22 protein-coding genes and 1 pseudogene are annotated in these 18,801 nt (G+C 57.1%); 13 read left to right on the top strand and 10 right to left on the bottom strand.

Annotated features, from left to right (window positions below):
* Positions 1-201 precede the first annotated feature (201 nt).
* Positions 202-1,128 (bottom strand): transaldolase, encoded by a 927-nt coding sequence (gene tal, locus ACODTO_RS10835; protein WP_139648767.1) that lies wholly within the window; start codon positions 1,126-1,128, stop codon positions 202-204.
* A gap of 178 nt (positions 1,129-1,306) precedes the next feature.
* Complete coding sequence (gene dusA / locus ACODTO_RS10830) at positions 1,307-2,302, bottom strand: tRNA dihydrouridine(20/20a) synthase DusA (protein WP_489106414.1); 996 nt, start codon at positions 2,300-2,302, stop codon at positions 1,307-1,309.
* Between the two features lie 223 nt (positions 2,303-2,525).
* Here dusA and ACODTO_RS10825 point away from each other — a divergent pair, with 223 nt between their 5' ends.
* The 5 genes from ACODTO_RS10825 (at position 2,526) to ACODTO_RS10805 (ending at position 5,175) form a co-directional block, all read left to right on the top strand.
* The gene (locus ACODTO_RS10825; RefSeq protein ID WP_489106413.1) at positions 2,526-2,987 is read left to right on the top strand and encodes an IS110 family transposase; all 462 of its coding nucleotides are present in this window, start codon (positions 2,526-2,528) and stop codon (positions 2,985-2,987) included.
* Positions 2,960-3,217: a hypothetical protein gene (locus ACODTO_RS10820; RefSeq protein WP_489106412.1), complete on the top strand. Its 258-nt coding sequence runs from the start codon at positions 2,960-2,962 to the stop codon at positions 3,215-3,217. Before ACODTO_RS10825 ends, ACODTO_RS10820 begins: the two co-directional genes overlap by 28 nt.
* A 27-nt stretch (positions 3,218-3,244) precedes the next feature.
* On the top strand, positions 3,245-3,538 hold the full coding sequence (locus ACODTO_RS10815; protein ID WP_489106411.1) for a transposase: 294 nt from the start codon (positions 3,245-3,247) through the stop codon (positions 3,536-3,538).
* A 712-nt stretch (positions 3,539-4,250) separates the two neighbouring features.
* Complete coding sequence (locus tag ACODTO_RS10810) at positions 4,251-4,616, top strand: helix-turn-helix domain-containing protein (protein ID WP_489106410.1); 366 nt, start codon at positions 4,251-4,253, stop codon at positions 4,614-4,616.
* Between the two features lie 13 nt (positions 4,617-4,629).
* The gene (locus ACODTO_RS10805; RefSeq protein WP_489106409.1) at positions 4,630-5,175 is read left to right on the top strand and encodes an ImmA/IrrE family metallo-endopeptidase; all 546 of its coding nucleotides are present in this window, start codon (positions 4,630-4,632) and stop codon (positions 5,173-5,175) included.
* Between the two features lie 688 nt (positions 5,176-5,863).
* On the opposite strand, the gene ACODTO_RS10800 is transcribed toward ACODTO_RS10805, so the two are convergent.
* Positions 5,864-6,856 carry a ParA family protein gene (locus ACODTO_RS10800; RefSeq protein WP_489106408.1) on the bottom strand — a complete coding sequence of 331 codons (993 nt, stop codon included), beginning with the start codon at positions 6,854-6,856 and terminating at the stop codon, positions 5,864-5,866.
* Between the two features lie 501 nt (positions 6,857-7,357).
* Here ACODTO_RS10800 and ACODTO_RS10795 point away from each other — a divergent pair.
* Positions 7,358-8,128, top strand: a pseudogene (locus tag ACODTO_RS10795) (MCP four helix bundle domain-containing protein); the annotation flags it as partial.
* Positions 8,120-8,983: a methyl-accepting chemotaxis protein gene (locus ACODTO_RS10790; protein ID WP_373682520.1), complete on the top strand. Its 864-nt coding sequence runs from the start codon at positions 8,120-8,122 to the stop codon at positions 8,981-8,983. The pseudogene ACODTO_RS10795 and the gene ACODTO_RS10790, both read left to right, overlap by 9 nt.
* A gap of 39 nt (positions 8,984-9,022) precedes the next feature.
* Here ACODTO_RS10790 and ACODTO_RS10785 read toward each other — a convergent pair whose 3' ends face one another.
* The 4 genes from ACODTO_RS10785 to ACODTO_RS10770 all read right to left on the bottom strand — a co-directional run bounded on the left by ACODTO_RS10785 (position 9,023) and on the right by ACODTO_RS10770 (position 11,287).
* Positions 9,023-9,745, bottom strand: coding sequence for a metallophosphoesterase (locus ACODTO_RS10785; RefSeq protein WP_139648759.1), 723 nt, complete (start codon positions 9,743-9,745; stop codon positions 9,023-9,025).
* A gap of 66 nt (positions 9,746-9,811) precedes the next feature.
* Positions 9,812-10,354 carry a hypothetical protein gene (locus ACODTO_RS10780; RefSeq protein ID WP_139648757.1) on the bottom strand — a complete coding sequence of 181 codons (543 nt, stop codon included), beginning with the start codon at positions 10,352-10,354 and terminating at the stop codon, positions 9,812-9,814.
* A 142-nt stretch (positions 10,355-10,496) separates the two neighbouring features.
* A complete protein-coding gene (locus ACODTO_RS10775) occupies positions 10,497-11,117 on the bottom strand; it encodes a putative adenosine monophosphate-protein transferase Fic (protein ID WP_055135398.1) in 621 nt (206 codons plus the stop codon).
* Positions 11,117-11,287 (bottom strand): YhfG family protein, encoded by a 171-nt coding sequence (locus ACODTO_RS10770; protein WP_122319437.1) that lies wholly within the window; start codon positions 11,285-11,287, stop codon positions 11,117-11,119. Before ACODTO_RS10770 ends, ACODTO_RS10775 begins: the two co-directional genes overlap by 1 nt.
* Positions 11,288-11,404: 117 nt before the next feature.
* On the opposite strand from ACODTO_RS10770, the gene ACODTO_RS10765 reads away from it, so the two are divergent.
* Together ACODTO_RS10765 and ACODTO_RS10760 are read left to right on the top strand one after the other, a co-directional pair.
* Complete coding sequence (locus tag ACODTO_RS10765; protein ID WP_489106407.1) at positions 11,405-12,625, top strand: putative DNA modification/repair radical SAM protein; 1,221 nt, start codon at positions 11,405-11,407, stop codon at positions 12,623-12,625.
* Positions 12,616-13,461 carry a TIGR03915 family putative DNA repair protein gene (locus ACODTO_RS10760; RefSeq protein WP_489106406.1) on the top strand — a complete coding sequence of 282 codons (846 nt, stop codon included), beginning with the start codon at positions 12,616-12,618 and terminating at the stop codon, positions 13,459-13,461. The genes ACODTO_RS10765 and ACODTO_RS10760 overlap by 10 nt, the downstream gene beginning before the upstream one ends.
* 51 nt (positions 13,462-13,512) lie before the next feature.
* Here the strand turns inward: ACODTO_RS10760 and ACODTO_RS10755 are convergent, their stop codons facing one another.
* On the bottom strand, positions 13,513-13,875 hold the full coding sequence (locus ACODTO_RS10755; protein WP_489106405.1) for a BrnA antitoxin family protein: 363 nt from the start codon (positions 13,873-13,875) through the stop codon (positions 13,513-13,515).
* Positions 13,876-14,524: 649 nt separating this feature from the next.
* Between ACODTO_RS10755 and ACODTO_RS10750 the strand changes: the two genes are divergently transcribed.
* The 3 genes from ACODTO_RS10750 (at position 14,525) to ACODTO_RS10740 (ending at position 16,636) form a co-directional block, all read left to right on the top strand.
* Positions 14,525-14,800 carry a hypothetical protein gene (locus ACODTO_RS10750; RefSeq protein ID WP_024778274.1) on the top strand — a complete coding sequence of 92 codons (276 nt, stop codon included), beginning with the start codon at positions 14,525-14,527 and terminating at the stop codon, positions 14,798-14,800.
* 255 nt (positions 14,801-15,055) lie between these two features.
* Positions 15,056-15,742, top strand: coding sequence for a cysteine hydrolase family protein (locus tag ACODTO_RS10745; RefSeq protein WP_489106404.1), 687 nt, complete (start codon positions 15,056-15,058; stop codon positions 15,740-15,742).
* A 6-nt stretch (positions 15,743-15,748) separates the two neighbouring features.
* Positions 15,749-16,636, top strand: a complete 888-nt coding sequence (locus ACODTO_RS10740; protein ID WP_175363626.1) for a LysR family transcriptional regulator — start codon at positions 15,749-15,751, stop codon at positions 16,634-16,636.
* 13 nt (positions 16,637-16,649) lie between these two features.
* Here ACODTO_RS10740 and ACODTO_RS10735 read toward each other — a convergent pair whose 3' ends face one another.
* Together ACODTO_RS10735 and ACODTO_RS10730 are read right to left on the bottom strand one after the other, a co-directional pair.
* A complete protein-coding gene (locus ACODTO_RS10735) occupies positions 16,650-17,396 on the bottom strand; it encodes an SDR family oxidoreductase (protein ID WP_175363627.1) in 747 nt (248 codons plus the stop codon).
* 114 nt (positions 17,397-17,510) lie between these two features.
* Positions 17,511-17,999 carry a hypothetical protein gene (locus tag ACODTO_RS10730; RefSeq protein ID WP_241802040.1) on the bottom strand — a complete coding sequence of 163 codons (489 nt, stop codon included), beginning with the start codon at positions 17,997-17,999 and terminating at the stop codon, positions 17,511-17,513.
* 112 nt (positions 18,000-18,111) lie between these two features.
* Between ACODTO_RS10730 and ACODTO_RS10725 the strand changes: the two genes are divergently transcribed.
* The gene (locus tag ACODTO_RS10725; protein ID WP_175385282.1) at positions 18,112-18,783 is read left to right on the top strand and encodes a TetR/AcrR family transcriptional regulator; all 672 of its coding nucleotides are present in this window, start codon (positions 18,112-18,114) and stop codon (positions 18,781-18,783) included.
* Positions 18,784-18,801 lie beyond the last annotated feature (18 nt).

Below are 18,801 nucleotides of genomic sequence, written 5' to 3'. Positions count from 1 at the left end.
TCCCATCGCGAGCAGGCTCGCTCCCACAGGGATTGGGCTGTACTCAGTTGATGAGGGTTACGCGAAACTTGTGGGAGCGAGCCTGCTCGCGATGACGTCTGTTCTGTCGTCCAATCCCTCAGTGCGAAGCCAAGCCATTCCAACATGAAAAGGGGGCGAACCCATCAAGGTTCGCCCCCTTTTGCATGCCTGTGAATCAGCTCAGAGCTTGGCTTGCAGCAACGCCTCGAGCTTCTCCTGGTCCCGGGCAAACTGACGGATACCTTCTGCCAGCTTTTCGGTAGCCATGGCGTCCTCGTTGGACAACCAGCGGAACTGCGCTTCATTGAGGCTCAAGCGCGCTTCACCGGCTTGGCCTGGTGCCAGCTTGCGCTCCAGCTTGCCTTCGTCGGCGGCCAGTTTTTCCAGCAGTTCCGGGCTGACGGTCAAGCGGTCGCAACCGGCCAGTTGTTCGATCTGGTTGAGGTTGCGGAAGCTGGCGCCCATGACCACGGTCTTGTAGTCATTGGCCTTGTAGTAGTTGTAGATGCGTGTCACCGACTGGACGCCTGGATCATCGGCACCGGTGTAGTCGTTGCCATTGGCTTTCTTGTACCAGTCGTAGATACGTCCCACGAACGGCGAAATCAGGAACACCCCGGCGTCGGCACAGGCCGCGGCCTGGGCGAAGGAGAACAGCAGGGTCAGGTTGCACTGGATGCCTTCACGCTCCAGTTGCTCGGCGGCGCGGATGCCTTCCCAGGTCGAAGCGATCTTGATCAGCACGCGATCACGGCCAATGCCGGCCTTGTCGTACAGTTCGACCAGGCGATGGGCACGTTTCAGCATGGCATCGGTGTCGAACGACAGGCGCGCATCCACTTCGGTGGAAATGCGCCCTGGAATCACCTTCAGGATCTCTCCCCCGACCGCCACACCGAAGCGGTCGCTGGCCAGGCCCACATCACCCTTGCAGTCCGCCACGCAGGCGTTCAACAGCTCTGCATAGCCTTGCATCGCCGAGGCCTTCAGCAGCAGGGAAGGGTTGGTGGTGGCATCTACCGGTTTGACGCGGGCAATGGCTTCGAAGTCGCCAGTGTCGGCCACGACGGTGGTGAATTGCTTGAGTTGTTCCAGCTTGGAAGTCATGAGCGTGCTCTGTCCTATGGGTCTGTTGACATTACCCGAGGGCCGGCGGCCACTCAAGGGCGTGTGCGGGGATCAATGGCCCCGGTGGCAACAACCTGAAAACGGCTGTTTGAAAGGGCGGGGCAGGTACCGGTAGATACGATGCCAAAACCGCGTGCAGGTTCAACCCAAATGACCGTCAGCGCCCTTCCAGCAACCCAGCGGCCTGATCCAGCAGCGCCAACGGATCCTTGCTCTTATGGATATCTACCGACAACAGTTGCCGAAAGCGTCGCGCCCCTGGAAAGCCTGTACCCAGGCCCAGCACGTGGCGGGTGATATGGTGCATCGCCCCACCAGCGGCCAGGTGATTGGCAATATAGGGTCGCAACTGTGCCAGCGCCTCGGCCCGGGTGATGACCGGCGCGGTGCTGCCGAACAGCTGTTGATCGACCTCGGCCAGCAGATAGGGGTTATGGTACGCCTCGCGCCCCAGCATCACGCCGTCGAAGGTCTGCAGATGCTCATGGCACGCCTCAAGCGTCTTGATCCCGCCGTTGAGCACGATTTCCAGCTCCGGAAAATCCGCCTTCAACCGCGCCACCACGTCATAGCGCAGGGGCGGGATATCACGATTCTCCTTTGGCGACAGCCCCTCCAGGATCGCGATCCGCGCATGCACGGTAAAACTCGTGCAACCGGCCTCGCGCACCGTGCCAACGAACTCACACAGCTGCTCATAGCTGTCCCGCCCGTTGATCCCGATCCGATGCTTGACCGTCACCGGGATCGACACCGCATCACGCATCGCCTTCACACAATCGGCCACCAACCCCGGATGCCCCATCAGGCACGCACCGATCATGTTGTTCTGCACCCGATCGCTTGGACAACCGACATTGAGGTTGACCTCGTCGTAGCCATGCTCCTGGGCCATCTTCGCGCAGGCGGCCAGATCCGCCGGGACACTGCCGCCCAACTGGAGCGCCAGGGGATGTTCGGTTTCGTGATGACGCAGGAAACGCTCATGGTCGCCGTTGAGCAGGGCGCCGGTGGTGACCATTTCGGTGTAGAGGAGCGCGTTTTTGGAGAGGATGCGCAGGAAGTAGCGGCAGTGGGCGTCTGTCCAATCCATCATCGGCGCAACGCTGAAGCGGCGAGACAAGGTCTGCGGGGGAGCTGGGTATAGAGGCATCGGGGATCTGGACGGAAAGGCGGAAGGCCGCAGTTTATCAGGAAAGAGGTCGGCGAGGTTTGGATGGGAGTTGAGTGTCTAGGGCTTCGCTTGTTGGTGAGTCCGTGTAGGTATGGGGTCGAGGTTAAATAAATCTGAGAATCATCTAGCCGGCCTCCCCACCTCACGGAGGTGGCGCAAAATTCAAGGTGCGAACTTAGACTTTTGCTGTGAGGAGGCCGTGATGAAATTCTGTGGTATAGACCTGCATTCAAACAACAGCGTTGTAGTGGTTACCGACGAAACGGACCGGGTCCTGCTCAGTCGGCGCTGTCCTAATGAGCTGACAAAAATCCTCCCGCTGCTCGAACCGCATCGTGCCGAATTGCTCGGTGTCGTGGTCGAGTCGACCTACAACTGGTATTGGCTGGTCGATGGTCTCAAGGCGGCAGGCTTCGAAGTAAAGCTGGCCAACCCCGTGGTGATGCAACGCTACGACGGTTTAAAGCATTCTGACGATAAGGATGATGCGGCGTTCCTGGCGCATTTATTGCGACTCGGGATATCGCCGACGGCTATATCCATCCGCCGCAAGAACGGGCGCTGCGCGATTTGGCACGTAAACGTATTCAGTTGGTCCGCAGTAGGACGCAGCACATTCTTGCGGTGGAGAACATCATGGCGCGCCAGTTTGGCCACGGGTTGAGCTGCAATGAAGTCAAAGGACTGTCAGCGACATCCGTGGACAGGCTTAGCCTGACCACGGATATCGCTCTGGCGATGAAAGCCAATGTCGCGATCATCCAGGCGATGCAGGCTCAGATTGATATCCTTGAGGACCGCTTACTGCATGAAGCTCGCCTGCGGCCGGAGTTCTGCTTGTTAAAAACGATGCCTGGAATCGGCGAAGTGCTGGCCACGGTTATCATGCTGTAAACCGGCGATATCGAGCGCTCTGCCGACGTGGGCAACTTCGCCTCCTATGCCCGTTGCGTACAGAGTGCGCATTACTCTAATAGTAAGAAAAAGGGCGAAGGCAATACCAAGAACGGCAACGCTTACTTGATTTGGGCCTTTATCGAAGCGGCGAATTTTGCTCGGCGTTTCAGTGAAGAGGCCAAACGTTTTTTCGAGAAAAAGAAAGCCAAGACCAATGCCGTGGTCGCCACCAAAGCGCTGGCGCACAAACTGGCGCGGGCGAGTTATCACATCCTGAAGGAGAAACAGCCATTTGATGCCAAGCGCTGTTTCGCCTGAAGGGGCGGGTTAAGGTGATGGCCGATCAACCAAAAAGGGACTGGGCGTGAACCATGAAATCTGAGTGGCGACCGGCTGTCACCGCCTGAGTGTGTTGTAACCGGGTCGTCCGCCATGTGAGCCCGCTGAGACTGGACGTGTTTTTGCACGAGCCACAGTTCTGTGACACGTTTTGGCCACATTGGCGGCTCCAACGTTTCTCTGGGGCAGTTGACTGCCAGGGCGGTGCTCGCTGTATCGCTACCGCTTGATCCACATGGGTGTCAGGCACGACTCGGTCGTAGCCAATAAAGAGGAAACGGGGTCGGCGGGTTCAACCGATCAGGTTGAGTTAAAGAGCAATCCCTGCAGTTAAAAACCGCAGGGGGCGGAGGCTTTTAACCTTGACTTGAGACCGGCTAATGGGTGTCCCTTTTATTCCTTGCTCAGGTGATAGCAGCAACGCTCTGCGAATATATACTGGTTATACGTACAGTTTTTGAATTTTAAGTTAACTTGCTAGCCACAGCATGCTGCATGCTCACGCGACCAGTTTGAAGCTAATGTAGCTTTCGTCTCATGCGCCATTCGTCGAGCATCACGGAAAAAGCGTGACCTAGGGATGGAAGACGGTGTCGTATGTAATGATATTTTAGTAAATCGTTTGACGGATTAACCTTTTATGTTAATCTGAAACTGGAGATGGAGAATCACCATCTCGTCGGAGGTAGGTATGTTGACAGAAATCGGTAAATTTTTGAGGAAGGTAAGAATAGATAGAAACCTTCTGCTCAAGGATATGGCCCTTGGGCTTGAAGTCAGCCCTGCATATTTGTCCACCGTAGAAACAGGTAAAAAAACCTTTAGCGATGATTTCGTGCAGAAAATCGCCAAGTATTTAGGGTTCTCGCCTGGTTCAAAGGAATATGAAGAGCTTAACGAGGCTGCAATTCGGACACGCGGACAGGTAGAAGTCCCTTTTCATGGAATGACACAAAGGCATCAGGAGGTTGCTATGGCATTTTCGAGACAATTCGAAGAAATGAAAACAACAGAGCTGGACCAGATTTTGGCTGTGTTGACGAGAGCAAAAAAATGAAGAGGTAGGGCTTATGAGTGGGCCGCGTTGTGAGGTGCCTCCGCTAAGCGGAGCTCAAATTGCTGAAATTGCTGAAGTTATTCGGCGAGATATGCAGATTAAGACGGATGATTTCCCTCTGATCCATTTCCTTGAGCTCGCTATGCCGAGGCTTTTTCCAGGCTTTGCCTTAGAGGTGGGTCTCAAGGGTGAGATGGGCGCGAACCATGGTTTGACGATCCCTGCCGAGAATGTGATCAGGCTCCGAGAGGACGTCTATGATGGCTTGTTCAGGGGGCAGGGGAGGGATCGATTTACAGCGGCTCATGAGCTCGGTCATTACATTATGCATAGGACAGTGCCGATTGTTTTCCATCGGCAGGAGCATGGCCGTTTAGCTTCTTTTCGGGATAGCGAATGGCAAGCCAATACGTTTGCGGGAGATCTTCTGATGCCCCGCTCACTGATGCTCCAATGCAGAAGCATTGATGAAGTAGTCGGGCGCTTTGGTGTCAGTTCCCAAGCTGCGATAGTACAGAACAGAAAGCTGAACAAATTTGGAATGAGGATTTTGACGTGATTGAAGTTGGCTCTTCGGTCACATCGGTAAGCTTTGGGGGAGGGGCTTACCCTTGCACTTTGGCTGCGACGGCAATGTTAGTCATTTCCTAGCAGATGGCAAGAAAAAATTTCCTTCTGCTAAGGAGGTGACTATGAACGATGCCTAATAAACCAGCACCAAAAGGGTTCCGTTGGGTCTGCTGCCGCTATCGCCGAGTGAAAAACTCGCAGCGCGTACTCGACGCATGGGACTACGGTCATGAAGCATGGTGCTTCTTGGTCAGATGCTGACTTTGCTGTGCCTTCTCCAAGACTAACTCGGGGAATATCGCAAGCGAAGAAAAAGCCCGGGAAGTGCTACTAACACTCCCAGGCTCTTGGTGAGGTGAATGAGGGTCTACCTAACCACCCTGATCCCTACACAGATGTCTTTGGACAGACGTCGGGAGTGTAGTCGCGGTACGGGATCAGGGCAAGCGAAAACCCTCCAACCCTTCAAGGGGAGGAGTCTGTCATGGCTTACTCAGCTACGAAGAGCGTTTATGTGCGCCGCTATTTCCGTTATCGACATGGTCGATGGGAAAGCGTCTGCCAGCACTGGCGTTCATGTCCCGGTCAGATGAATCTGTTCTGATGGCCAGATGGGCGGCCCGAGAGGGTTGCCCATCACCTATTGTGTCTAGGGCGCTGCTAGACAGTGGCCTTCATCACAAGCCCATTCGTTTCCTAATGACAGTTGCGAGTCCGGTGAATTCAGCAGCGGCCTCGGCAACCTGTGCGTTATAGCCAGAGTTCACCTTTCCTTTAAGCTTGCCGATTGCCAAGCCGTACTCCTGAGCTTGAGGAGCCAGGCTATGGAAATCTTTAATAGCTGCCAGTTTGTTGGACGGAAAAGGAGCAGTGGCGGGATCTACAGCTCGTAATACATCCACTACCCTGTTTTTTACTCGAGGAGAAATTTTACTCTCCCAGTAATCATGTGGCCGAGTGGAAATTCTTCCGGACGAGACTTTATAAGCTGAGGTTACATAACCCAGATAGGTAGGAGAGCCAAGCAGCAACTGATCTCTGGCCTCGTCAGAGGCTAGGCCTCTGACCGTTTTCCAATCCGTGATCCATCGTGCTAAGGCACGGCCAACAGTAGACAGAGCCCGAAGCGAAAACAGGTCTGCGGCTACAGGGGTGCAAAAGAAGTCGGAGTCAAGCAGTACTGCTCTGTTGAGGGGGCCGACGTTTGGCCCGATGTCATAAATGACTAGGTCGACTTCGTAGCGCTCTCCCATCTCTCTCGCGGCGGTCGAGAGTGCGCACATCACGTCATAGTCGCGACCTTTGCGAGCGAAAGATCCTGTCCATGCAGAAGGCAGTTCTTCCTCGTAGTCGGCCAAAAGTACGTCGCCTGGGCAGAGGTAAAGCCCATCTCTGATTTTATAAGCATCGACGGGTTTGATGCCGCCTTTACCATCCACGACTGGTTTGATGGCTGACCATAGCGTGCCGCCATTTACGTCGTCCGACTCTCCCAGAAGCATGTCGAGCTTTTTTTCGTCGAGATAGAACGCCGTCAAATTACATTGGGGATCCGCATCGACCATTAGGACGCTGAGCCCCTGGTCAGCAAGGGCCTCGGCCACGTTGACGGTGAGAGTGGTTTTACCGACGCCACCCTTATGGTTAAAAAACGTGAGTGTACGCATCATCTGGCTCCCTGATTAAACGATGATGCTAGCACTGTGCTATTGATGGTGTGCAGCGAATTGTGGAGTTAGCAAGGTAGGCACTAGGATATCTCTACCCAAGGTTGATGCTACAAATTTGCTACATCAGACGATGCCGGGCCGCTGATACCTCCAAACTGCTGGGAGTAACTGAGAGCCTTTGTCCAGTCCATCACCGGGGCAACGCTGAAACGGCGAGACAGGGTCTTCGGGGGAGCTGGGTATAGAGACATCGGATATCTGGACAGAAAGGCGGAGAGCCGCGGTTTATCAGGAAAGCGCTCAGCAAGGTCTGAAGCTGCAAGATCGCGCAACTCTCACGTCCACACACTCTACCGCTGAATGAAGCGGGACGCCCATCGCCGATGTCCTGCCAAAGACCGCGCTAGCCCATTTGTCGGCTGATTTGCAGCGCCAGACATCTCGGTCGATATCTCGGAATAACGGCAGCGCTATGCCGACCCTTTCCAAGAGAGACAAAACATGAATGTCAGGACCATGAACCTCGCCCCGAGGTCTGCCGCCTTCTTCTCGCTTATTGTTATGGTGGTCTTTGCCCTGGGCATCATCGCCCTGTTGCAGATGGGTAAGCTGCGAGACTCGGAGCAGGATGTCGAAACCAACTGGATGGCGAGTATCCGTCAGACAGCCAAGATGCAGACTGGCATCTTGCGCCTGCGTCTTGAAAGCATCCGTATCACGGTGACCGTCGACGAACAACAGCGCCAAACCCGCATCGCTTCGTTGAGCGGCTACCGCAGCACGTTGCAGGAGGCCCTCAATCGTTACGAACCCTTGATTACCGGACCGACAGAGCGTGAGCTCTACCAGGCGGTGTCCACCGACGTGCAGCAGTATTTCAAGCTGTTGGACGAGCTGGAACCGTTGCTGCGAAGTGGTGACAACGCTGCTGCCATTACCCTGATCAATGCTCGCATCAGCCCGATGACCAATACCCTGCAGGACAAGATGACCAAGCTCTCGGACTTTAACGACGAGGGTGCCAAGCGTGCCGGCCTGGAGGCTGCCTCGACTTATAGCCATGGCGTAACGCTGGTGATTGGCCTACTGGTGATGACCGTGGTCCTTACCGTGGTGCTGGCTGCGGTGCTGACTCGAAGCATCACCACGCCCATCAACGATGCCCTGTCCGTGGCCGAGCGCATCGCCGGCAGCGACCTGTCCCGGGAGGTCTCGGTCAGTGGCCGCGATGAAGCCGGGCGTCTGCTGGCCGCCCTGGCGAAAATGCAGAGCAATCTGCGGGAAACCATTGCTCGCATCGCTGACTCCTCCACCCAACTGGCATCGGCCTCTGAAGAAATGACCGCAGTGACCGAAGACGCCAGCCGCGGATTGGTGCGGCAGAACGATGAGGTCAATCAGGCCGCCACCGCCGTGACCGAAATGAGCGCCGCGGTGGATGAGGTGGCACGTAATGCCGAAGCCGCCGCCCAATCTTCCCGCGAATCCATGGAGTTCACCCGCTCGGGGATCGAGAATGTGGCGCAGACCCTCAAAGCCATCGAAAGCCTGGCCGGCAACGTGGCCAGCACTGGAGATCAGGTCAAGGCCTTGTCCAGCAGGGCCCAGGACATCAGCAAGGTGGTCGAGGTGATTCGTGCGATTGCCGAGCAGACCAATCTGCTGGCGCTGAACGCGGCCATTGAGGCCGCCCGCGCCGGCGAGCAAGGTCGCGGCTTTGCCGTGGTGGCCGATGAAGTCCGGGCTCTGGCACACCGCACCCAGCAGTCGACCCAGGAAATCGAACAGATGATCAGCGCGATTCAGGCCGACTCGACCCAGGCAGTGGGCGCCATGAACGTCAGCGCCCAGATGGCCAGCAGCTCAATTTCGGTGGCGCAGAACGCCGACCAGTCGCTCAAGCAGATCGCCGAGACGATTACCCGTATCAATGAACGCAACCTGCTGATCGCCACCGCCTCCGAAGAGCAGGCGCAGGTGGCTCGCGAGGCCGACCAAAACCTGACCAGCATCCGCGAGCTGTCGATCCAGAGCGCGGCGGGCGCTACTCAGACCGCCGGCGCTTGCGGTGAGATGGCGAACCTGGCGATTGAACTGAATCGCCTGGTGGCGCGTTTCAAGGTCTGACACGTGCAGGCGAAGTGTCGTACCCGTTTCCGTATTCGACTATGGGCGCATTGTTATGCAGGTTGTGGTGTCCGCATTGAGTTCCACAAGACTCAATGCCCCATCGTGAAAGGAACAGCCGGTGTCGATGTAGACGACATTACCCAGGCAGGTGACGCTCGATACGGTTGAGTGCCCGACGTAAAGCCGGCTTATTCCCCTGATGGGGTCATTATTCTGCTGTTCGATTTTCCCCCGGGCATACAGCGCTGTTTTCAGGGCGCGGTGGCGGCTGTCTTCTCCAAAATGTCCGGACAAGGCGTCTTTGGCAGTCTGCCAGTCGCCATCGTCGTGTAGTAACGGAGCTTCGGCGTGCACGATGCCCATTTTTCTTCCGTCTACCAGGTCAACTTCAATGATCAGCGGAAGTCCCTGGAGGACATTGGACAGTTCATGCTGGGTCTTGGCTGCCAGTTCATAGAGCCAGGCCCCGCCGTTTCGGGTGTGCCTGGCAATGTCGCCCTGTCCGGACACACAGTCGATGAGCATCTGTTCATGATTGCCTCGGACCGCGTGAAACCAGGGCTCCGTGAGCCAGTTCATCACGTCCAGGGAGTCCGGGCCGCGATCGATCAGGTCGCCAACCGAGAAAACACGATCCCGTTCAGCATTGAAATTGGCGTTAACCAAAAGCGACTTCAGAAGTTTGAAGTGTCCATGGACATCACCTACGACAAAGTCCCGGCCTTTTCCATTGGGGGAGAACGTTCTGATCGTGTTCATCGTCGGCATTTCATGTGGAGAAGGGAGAAGAGGAAGCAGCTTGCTCGCTCTTCTGGCCCGATAACACTATTTTTTCAATTGATAGTCCTGGCCCCACACCCGTACAGAACTGATGGGCTCGTTCTGCCCATCGAAGATGAACTTCTGCCGCACGGCGGCCTTGGGTGGAACAGTGACTTCATCCGGGTTTTCCATTGCCTTGAGGCTGTTGGCATAACCTGCCTGGTCGATAGCCAGCAAGACACCCGTCTGCCTGAGGTTGATCAGGCGCAGTTGCGTGTCGGTACTGTTCTTGAAACCGAGAGTGACTGTAAGGTTGTCATCGCTGGGCTCCAGTTTCAGCACCTCGACGCCAATGCGCTCTTTCATTTGTTCGCCGGAGGAAATGATCGCTGCGCCATCGGTGCCCTGGGCTGATTCGCGGCCATCGAGTACACCTTCGCTCACACCGCCCAACAGGTTCTTCCCAGCCGTGATGAACGATGAAACGGCGGCTTTGGTCGAGTCCTTGATGAGGCTGCCATCGGCCGGTTCAGCTTCGGCGAAGCACAAAGTGCTGGCCATGAGGCTGGAGACAAAGAAGAGGGAGCGTGACGGCAAGAGAGTCATACTGGAGTCCTTGAGAATGATCTGCAGCGTCGAGGCATGCAATGGCTGTCGAGTTTATCGCTGACCTACCCGCAAGATGAAATAAATCGGTGCGGTTTCGAAGGGGGCAGGGGTTGAGCGAGTCGATGATAGTGCGATCAGTTCATGGGGCGGCATCAGCTGCACTGGCTTGAATCGCCTGACCAATGCACTTCTCGAACACCTGCACCATGGGGCCAAGAGTGCAGTTGTAAGCTGCAATGTTTGCAAAGATCCACTCTTCCTTTTCGATGCCCCACCAACTGATTTCAAACCCGGCATTCATGATGAGATGTTCGAAGAGAATGCGTTGGGCACGTCCATTGCCTTCGCGAAAGGGGTGGACGACGTTGATATCGGAATAGGCATCGGCCACGGCAACGATCAGGTCCGCCCGGGACAGTCCTTCGAACCAATGGGCGGCGGCCATGTTGCTGAAAATTTTCCCGGCTTCTTTTTCCATGAACTGCGGCTGGCAGAAGCGTGTGTCTTGCTTGGCCATCCCGACGGTGCGCAGTTCTCCGGCCCACTCGTACAAATCCGAGAAGAGTTGCCGGTGGATGTTCTGGAGGTAGGCCAGGTCGTAAGGGGGAGGGTTGAATTCGACGTGGTCCGCCGCGATGGCCGTGAGTTGTTGTTCGGCTTCGCTCAAGGTGGGTTCGTCGCGGATATCGAGTTTGTTGCGAAGGACAGTGGAGCCCGGGTAGCAATAGGCGTCTTCACCGACCCCATATTTGTCGGGCATCAGGTTCTGGTCTTGGTGAAGGTCTTCAAGACTTCTTCACGGGTCGGCATTTTGCATTCGCCATCGGAAAAGGTCACTTTGAAGCCTTCCAGGCGCAGGCTGGCCGCATAGTTGGACCGACGTGTCCTGGCCGCGTAGGCCTTCTTGGTTTCAAGGCTGATAGTGCCCATGGGGCTGGACCTCAAATCGCGTGGGTGAATGGATTATAACCCACCGATGACCAATGGCGCTTGCATCGCCCTGCTTCTCCAAATACTGTATGCATAACCAGTATCGAGAGCCCTCCCATGCAACTGATCGCCAAGCTCGGCATTCTCGCCGACGCTGCCAAGTATGACGCCTCCTGCGCCAGCAGTGGTGCACCCAAGCGCAGCTCTCGCGGTCGTGACGGGTTGGGGGCCACGGACGGCATGGGCATTTGCCATAGCTACACGCCGGATGGGCGCTGCGTCTCGCTGCTCAAGGTGCTGCTGACCAATTTCTGCCTCTATGACTGCCAGTACTGCGTCAACCGCCGCTCCAGCAACGTGCCGAGGGCGCGCTTTACGCCGGAGGAGGTGGTGCGCCTGACGCTGGATTTCTATCGTCGCAATTGCATCAGCGGGCTGTTCCTGAGTTCCGGCATCATTCGGTCGGCCGACTACACCATGGAGCAACTGGTACGCGTGGCGCGTCTGTTGCGGGAGGTGCATCAGTTTCGGGGCTATATCCACCTCAAGACCATTCCCGATGCCGATCCGTTGCTGATCGAGGAGGCCGGGCGGCTGGCCGATCGCCTGAGCGTGAACATCGAATTACCCAGCGAGGCCAGTCTCAAGCGCCTGGCGCCGGAGAAGCAGCTGGTCACGATCCGCCAGGCCATGGGCACCATCCATCAGGGCCAGCAAGCGGTGGCCGGAGAAGCACGCGCGCCTCGCTTCGCCCCGGCCGGGCAGAGCACCCAGGTGATCGTCGGGGCCGATGCCACGGACGATCATGCGATCCTGCAGAATGCCGAATCGCTCTACCAGGGGTATGGCCTGCGGCGGGTCTACTACTCGGCTTTCAGCCCGATTCCCGACAGCCCCGCCAGCGTGCCATTGGCGGCGCCGCCGTTGTTGCGCGAGCACAGGCTGTACCAGGCTGACTTCCTCATGCGCGGCTACGGCTACAAGGCGGGTGAAATCCTGGGGGGCGCCGGCAACCTGGACCTGGACATCGACCCCAAACTGGCCTGGGCGCTGGCGAACCGTGAAGTGTTCCCCCTCGACGTCAACCGTGCCGAACCCGCGTTGCTGGCGCGTATTCCGGGAATTGGCTTGCGCAGCGTGCAACGCCTGGTGGCGCTGCGCCGGGAACGACGGGTCCGCTACGACGATCTGGTGCAGTTGCGTTGCGTGCTGGAAAAGGCGCGACCGTTCATCGTCACCAGCGACTACCGGCCCGCCGACGCTCAGATGCGCAGCGGCCTGCTGCGGGCGCGCTTGCGTGAGCCCCAAGGGCCGATGCAAATGGGGTTGTGGGGATGATTGCGCTGGATTGCCAGGATGATTTCCTGATATGGCGCGACCAGGCCCGCAAACTGCTCGGCCACGGCATCGACCCCGCTGAGGTGACCTGGACCCAAGGCCCCATGGCCGATTTGCTGGCCATGCCGACGCCGCTGCCGTCAGGCCCGGGTCCGTTCTCCACACGAGTGCCGGCGGCCTTGTTGACCCAGCTCGAGCAGGCCGGCCGTTACCAGGGCGAACAACGCTGGAGCTTGTTGTACGAAGTGCTCTGGCGTGTCGCCCATGGCGATCGCACGGCGATGCTCGCCGGTGATCGCCTGGGCAGCGAATTGCAGCGACGGATCAAACAAGTCAGCCGCGAGGCCCATCACCTCCATGCGTTTGTGCGCTTCATACCCTTGCCGCAGGCGCTTGCCGAGCAGTTGCAACTGGACCTCGTGGCCTTTCACGAGCCGGCCCATGACATCCTCGAAAGCGCGAGCGGCCATTTTGCCGAGCGGCTGGGCCGACAACGCTGGCTGATAGCGACGCCTCGCGATGGCATCCGCTTCGATGGCCAGGCCCTGGATTATCAGCGCCAATGTCCTGAGCCCTGGCGGCAATGGGCGCGCCACGCTGAAGACCCGGACGCCGAATTATGGCGTACTTACTATCGACACACCTTCAACCCGGCGAGGGTCAATCCTCAAGCGCTGCGACAGCACATGCCGGGGCGGTTCTGGCAGCACTTGCCGGAGGGGGAGTTGATTCCCCGGCTGGTGGGACAGGCACGGCAAGGTAAGCAACGGGATGGGCAGGCGTTGGAGGTGGGGGAGAAGGTCGGGAAGCGGATCGTTTTGGGTGGCAATGGCTGAGACCCCTGGGCCGGGGCTGTGCTTTGCGTTTGAGTGACGGGAATTTTCAGCTTATACCGATGCCTTGGCCTTGCCGGGCTTGGGCGAATCCATCATCTTATGTAATTCTTCAGCCATAGCGGCCAACTGTTTTTCCAAGCCTTTCACGTCGGCTCGGGTAACGCCGTTTGCGTAGGGTTTGTCTATTCGGGTCCGCTTTTGAGCTACTGGCGCCAAATTGTGGGCAGTCTGAGATATCAGGGCCTGACGCAATAGATTATTAATAACGGTTTGATACCCAGCGCCGGCATTTTCGGCACATTCGCGAGCAGCCTTGATCACGTCGTCATCCAGCATGATGGTGATGCGTGTTTTGCCTTTGCTGCTCGCAACCGGGCCACGCTTGGCTTTGCTGAAATCGTATTCTTCTTTCATGGCTCAACCCTCCAGGTACTGGCGCTGTTCATTGCTTGCCGCGAAGGATGGCTGCGCTCAAACCATACGACGAAATTTTTGTTTTCACCTACGGATTTGAGAGCCAATTCGTATCAGGGTAAGTCGTTGTGATTTCCCACGCCTCCAGGGTATTTATGGACACTCCTATCGGAAATTTCCCGCAATCCGCATCGCTCCCCGCCGACTACCCGCGAATCATCCCGCACGCTAAGTTTGCTCTGCCGCTGCACATTCAGCGGCAGGGTGTGGAAGCCCTCATAACTCCAGACGCGTAGCGTCGTTAAATTTAAAAGCAGGCACTTTTCTTATGTCTGCTGTTAGATTATGGCGGCTGTACGCGGGGCACCTTCGGGTGCGCCGGTTCCTGGATACGGTCTTCCACACCCGCGTACAGCTACCACCACCATCATGTGGAAGTGATGGTGGTAGTGACTTTTCAAATCCAGGAGGTCAATCGATGAAAATCACATCCAACGCTTCGAAAGATGTATGCGTTCAACCTCAACCAAGATGTTCAGTTCCATCTCCTGCAAATCAATCGAACCGTCAGTCGGATTCGATCTCGTCGCCAGTGGCATCTCAATCCCCAACGCGCCATCTACCAGCCATCTCGCAGGAGTAAACAATCATGTCTCGCTACATGCCCATCACCGGTATCGAAAACAACTACCACGCCCTCCTGATCGACACGGAAGCACCCCTGGACGTGCTCCACGACACTGCCGCCTATCGCATCGCCGCCGTCACGCAACTGCTGGAAAACCTCGCAATGCGTTCCGACATCAGCACTGACGCCGTGGTCCTGCACGATTTCGCCCAGTTACTGGCGATCCCATTGCGCGACGGTTGTGACTTGCTGGATGTGATCGGGCGCCGATTGCATGCGCAGGTTCTGGCGTCCTAACGAAGTGGGGCGACCGTGAAGGGCCGCCCGCTTTCAGTGCCGATTCGTAAAAAGAGTCAGCGTCGACCATTCGTTCAGGTCCGCTCCGCTGAAAGCCAGGTCAGTTCATCACCAGTATGAATACGGTAAATGCTGCCCACCGGCAAATGCCTTATTTGTGCAAATCCCGAACAGGTCCTGTGTCGTCCCCACTGTGTTCAAGCACCGGACCTCTTTCTAGCATTCCTTCCCTCAACAACCAGGAAGGAAGCTCCCATGCAACGATTCCCCCGCCGTTTCCTCGCCGCCTGTGCATTTTCCGGCATCGTCGCCAGCAGCGGTGCACTCGCGGAAAACCACCCAACCATCCGGGCCATGTCCGGCGCAACGCCGGCCAGCCAGTTGCCTGCCGGTAAAACCGCGTTACTGGTGATCGATTTTCAGAACGAATACTTCACCGGTAAGATGCCGATTCCTGATGGCGCTGCTGCGCTGGCCAATACCCGTAGGCTGATTGCCTTTGCCGATGACCACAAGATGCCGGTTTTCCATGTCCAGCACGTCGCTCCCGCAGGTTCTGCAGTGTTCGCGAAGGACGGCGAAACCGTGAAGTTCCACCCGGACATGCAGCCCAGGGCCCAGGATGTGGTGTTGCAGAAAACCACCGTCAGCGTCTTCGGCAGTACCGACCTGGACAAGCGTCTGAAGCGCGCCGGTATCGAAAACCTGATCATTTCCGGCCTCATGACCCATGCGTGCGTGGCGGGTGCCGCCCGGGATGCGGCGCCTTTGGGCTACAACGTACTGGTCGCCTCCGACGCATCGGCGACTCGCGCGGTTACCCGGGTCAACGGTGAGGCGATCGACAAGGACGCCTTGCACAAGGCCGCGCTGGCTGAAGTCGAGGATACCTTCGGTGATGTCATGACCACCGAGCAGATCATCAATTTACCGATACGCTGAGTCGATATGAATCAGATGCTCGCCATGGGCGTGTTCCGTTGCATTGTGGAGTCCCAGGGGTTTTCAGCCGCAGCGGAGCGGCTGGACACCACTCATTCCTCGGTGTCGCGACATTTGCAGCAATTGGAAAGTGCCTTGGGCGTGCGTCTGCTCAATCGCAATACCCGGCGCATGAGCCTGACCGCGGCCGGCGAAAAGTACTACGCGGCTTGCGTGGATATCCTGGACCGCGTCGAGGCCGCCTCCCGCGCCGTCACCCTGGAACAGGAGCGTCCCTCCGGCCTGCTGCGAATCAGCGTGCCGCTGGTCACCGGTACGTTGGAGTTGGCTCATTGGTTGCCGACCTTCCAGCAACGCTATCCGGACATTCGGGTCGACCTGTCCTGCTCCGATCCCCTTGTCGACCTGGTGGCCGATGGCTTCGACGTGGCGTTGCGGATCTGCGGGCCGTTGGCCGACAGCAGCCTCGTCGCCCGCTTGCTCAGCGTGTCACCGCAGGTGTTGGTGGCGGCACCGGGTTATGTCTCCAAGTACGGTCTTGCGCGCAGCGTCGTTGAGCTCAATGAGCACCGGCTACTGACGTATGGGGCGGCTACCCGGTGGTCGTTGGTTAGCGAGGGAGGGCAGTCAATGACGCTGGATTGCGACAGTGCCTTCCACACGGACACCATCACCGCCTTGCACGCGTGCGCGTTGTCGGGCGGGGGCATCGCGGCGTTTACCCTGGCGACGGTACGAGACGATCTGCTGAAGGGAAGGTTGATGCGGATTCTGCCGGAATACACCCTGGGGATGAGGCACTACTATGCGTTGTACCCCCATGCCCGGAATCTACCGCTTAAAGTCCGCGTATTTGTTGATCACATGGCCCAGTACTACGAAGGAAAGCTCTGAGGATGCTGTCTGCTCATTGAGCGAGAAATCCGCCATCGATCACAAATTCTGCGCCAGTCGCAAAGCGCGACTCGTCTGATGCGAGGAAAAGGGCCATGTTTGCGATGTCGATTGCTTCTCCCAGAAAGCCGATGGGGTGCAGCCTGCGCAATCGTTCCAGTTCGACGGGGTCGTTGCCTACCATAGGCGTGGTGATGTATCCAGGATGAATGCTGTTGACTCGGATTCGGTAACCCTTGCGTCCGGCATGCAGTGCCGCCGATTTGGTGAGGTTGCGAATGGCCCCTTTTCCGGCACAGTAGGCCACGTATCCAGGATGACCCACGATACCTTCGATGGAAGACAGGTTGATGATCGATCCGCCTTTTTCCCGTAAGTGCTTGAATGCCTGTTTCATACCAAGGAAGGTCCCGTGAAGGTTGACTGAAAGCTCCTTGTTCCAATCATCGAAACTCATGGTCTCTACATCGCCAGCTACGGCTATGCCAGCGCTGTTCATGACGATATCGACGCTCCCGAACTGCGCCAGTGCTGCCATGAAAGCAGCGGCCCACTGATTTTCATCCCGAACGTCGAGACGACAGAACAGTACTTTGCCTCCTAAGGCCCGAATCGTTTCCAGCACTGCTCCGGCCTTTGTTTCGTCGATGTCGCAAATGACGATTCCGGCGCCTTCTTCTGCAAATCGAATGGCACTGGCCGCGCCAATGCCTGACGCGGCGCCGGAAATCAGCGCCACTTTTCCTTCAAGTCTTTTCATTTTTCATATCCTCAGCCCGTATGAATGAGCTGAGGCAACCCTACTTGGCCGAGGTTTTGCGACCTAGCCAATATCGGCAATGGCAGGTGTCGAGGCGCGGGCGGGGAAGCGGGTTCAGCTTTTCATGGCCAGCTTGACGACCTGTTGGGCCTGGGCAGCCGACAGGGTCCCATTCTTGCTCAGTTTGTCCAGGGAGGCGCTCGCTGTCATCAGGCTGGCGGTGAGAGTCGAAAGCGTCGCTTGCAACGCGCCGACTTTTACCTGCTTGGCTTCCGGGGACATACTTTGATCGGCCATGAGCGCCTGCATTTCTGACTGCTTTTCTGCGATTTTCTGCTTCAGCTCCCGAATCATTTTCAGGATCTTCTGCACCTGATCGGGCAACCCGCTTTCTTCAATGTCCTTGTTGGCATTGGCGGCGCGGTCATTCGCCGATTTTTGAAGTCCGACCCCGGACAGCGATACTTTCACCCCCTCGACCTGCGTACCGGTAGACGATTTGTTCGCAGGCGCCTGTGCAACTTCATCCGTGGTCTTTTTGGGTTCTACGCTGATCGTGGAGAGTGGGAGAGCACTGGAGCGCTGGGCATCGAGGTTAATCATGTTCAATCCTTGGAGGATGGGGTATTCGAAACCTATCGGCTTGTTCTTGAATGTGTTTAGGTTTCTACCGGGAAAAAATTGTTAAAGGTTGTAATCCGCAAAGGAATCCGTAATGGAGCGTGAACGAAACCTGGAATCCGAGGACATGGGAGCGACCAGTCCTTACAGTCGGGTTGGGAAACGACTCAAGCGAATCGAAGAGATCAACGAAGTCGCTGCTATGATTTTTGTCAGGGATGGCTATGCGCAGTTTTCAGCCAGGAAAGTGGCCAAGGAGCTGGGCATCAGCCTGAACAACCTCCAGCATTACTGTGGCAGTACCGAAAAGCTCTGCTTTGAAATGATCAAGGCAAAGCTCGAGTTCTTCGTTCACCGGGTCGACCTTTTGGTAGAGCGTTCATCTGCAGAGACGCCGATGGAGCGCCTGGCTGTGGCGATACGTGAAAATTCGGCCGCGACATTCGACGCTGAAACGGCCAGGTTCTTCTTCCAGATGGGGGCGCTGGCCAGTCACGATCCGGCCATCAAGGCGCTGATGGCCAGCCAGTACGACAGGTTTCTCGAAGGCTTCCGCCAGCTCATCAGCGAGGTCAATCCTGCGTTGCCCACTGCTCAGGTCGCCATCTACGCCGCGTTGATCGCCACCCAAATCGATGGCAACTTTTTCTATCAGGACCAGGTGAGCGCCACGACTGGCATGCGCGAGCAATTGATTGAAACCGCCATCGCGTTCTGGTCAATGACTTTGCTGCCTGCGCCTGCCGGCCAAAGCGGGGGTGCCTGAGGCGTCCCCCCGGTGGCA

The sequence above is a fragment of the Pseudomonas sp. FG13 genome (genome assembly GCF_057809755.1).
The sequence above is the reverse complement of the archived record's forward strand: the minus strand, read 5'-3'. Positions and strand labels throughout refer to the sequence as shown.

Excerpts from the sequence above, each read along its gene's own strand:
- ACODTO_RS10770 (WP_122319437.1), bottom strand. The coding sequence starts at position 11,287 with ATGGGCACTATCAGCCTTGAAACCAAGAAGGCCTACGCGGCCAGGACA.
- ACODTO_RS10805 (WP_489106409.1), top strand. The coding sequence starts at position 4,630 with ATGAGTGGGCCGCGTTGTGAGGTGCCTCCGCTAAGCGGAGCTCAAATT.
- ACODTO_RS10800 (WP_489106408.1), bottom strand. The coding sequence starts at position 6,856 with ATGATGCGTACACTCACGTTTTTTAACCATAAGGGTGGCGTCGGTAAA.
- ACODTO_RS10785 (WP_139648759.1), bottom strand. The coding sequence starts at position 9,745 with ATGAACACGATCAGAACGTTCTCCCCCAATGGAAAAGGCCGGGACTTT.
- ACODTO_RS10810 (WP_489106410.1), top strand. The coding sequence starts at position 4,251 with ATGTTGACAGAAATCGGTAAATTTTTGAGGAAGGTAAGAATAGATAGA.
- ACODTO_RS10820 (WP_489106412.1), top strand. The coding sequence starts at position 2,960 with ATGGCGCGCCAGTTTGGCCACGGGTTGAGCTGCAATGAAGTCAAAGGA.
- tal (WP_139648767.1), bottom strand. The coding sequence starts at position 1,128 with ATGACTTCCAAGCTGGAACAACTCAAGCAATTCACCACCGTCGTGGCC.
- ACODTO_RS10790 (WP_373682520.1), top strand. The coding sequence starts at position 8,120 with ATGCAGAGCAATCTGCGGGAAACCATTGCTCGCATCGCTGACTCCTCC.
- ACODTO_RS10775 (WP_055135398.1), bottom strand. The coding sequence starts at position 11,117 with ATGCCCGACAAATATGGGGTCGGTGAAGACGCCTATTGCTACCCGGGC.
- ACODTO_RS10825 (WP_489106413.1), top strand. The coding sequence starts at position 2,526 with ATGAAATTCTGTGGTATAGACCTGCATTCAAACAACAGCGTTGTAGTG.
- ACODTO_RS10735 (WP_175363627.1), bottom strand. The coding sequence starts at position 17,396 with ATGAAAAGACTTGAAGGAAAAGTGGCGCTGATTTCCGGCGCCGCGTCA.
- ACODTO_RS10730 (WP_241802040.1), bottom strand. The coding sequence starts at position 17,999 with ATGATTAACCTCGATGCCCAGCGCTCCAGTGCTCTCCCACTCTCCACG.
- ACODTO_RS10745 (WP_489106404.1), top strand. The coding sequence starts at position 15,056 with ATGCAACGATTCCCCCGCCGTTTCCTCGCCGCCTGTGCATTTTCCGGC.
- ACODTO_RS10750 (WP_024778274.1), top strand. The coding sequence starts at position 14,525 with ATGTCTCGCTACATGCCCATCACCGGTATCGAAAACAACTACCACGCC.
- ACODTO_RS10765 (WP_489106407.1), top strand. The coding sequence starts at position 11,405 with ATGCAACTGATCGCCAAGCTCGGCATTCTCGCCGACGCTGCCAAGTAT.
- ACODTO_RS10755 (WP_489106405.1), bottom strand. The coding sequence starts at position 13,875 with ATGAAAGAAGAATACGATTTCAGCAAAGCCAAGCGTGGCCCGGTTGCG.
- dusA (WP_489106414.1), bottom strand. The coding sequence starts at position 2,302 with ATGCCTCTATACCCAGCTCCCCCGCAGACCTTGTCTCGCCGCTTCAGC.
- ACODTO_RS10740 (WP_175363626.1), top strand. The coding sequence starts at position 15,749 with ATGAATCAGATGCTCGCCATGGGCGTGTTCCGTTGCATTGTGGAGTCC.
- ACODTO_RS10780 (WP_139648757.1), bottom strand. The coding sequence starts at position 10,354 with ATGACTCTCTTGCCGTCACGCTCCCTCTTCTTTGTCTCCAGCCTCATG.
- ACODTO_RS10725 (WP_175385282.1), top strand. The coding sequence starts at position 18,112 with ATGGAGCGTGAACGAAACCTGGAATCCGAGGACATGGGAGCGACCAGT.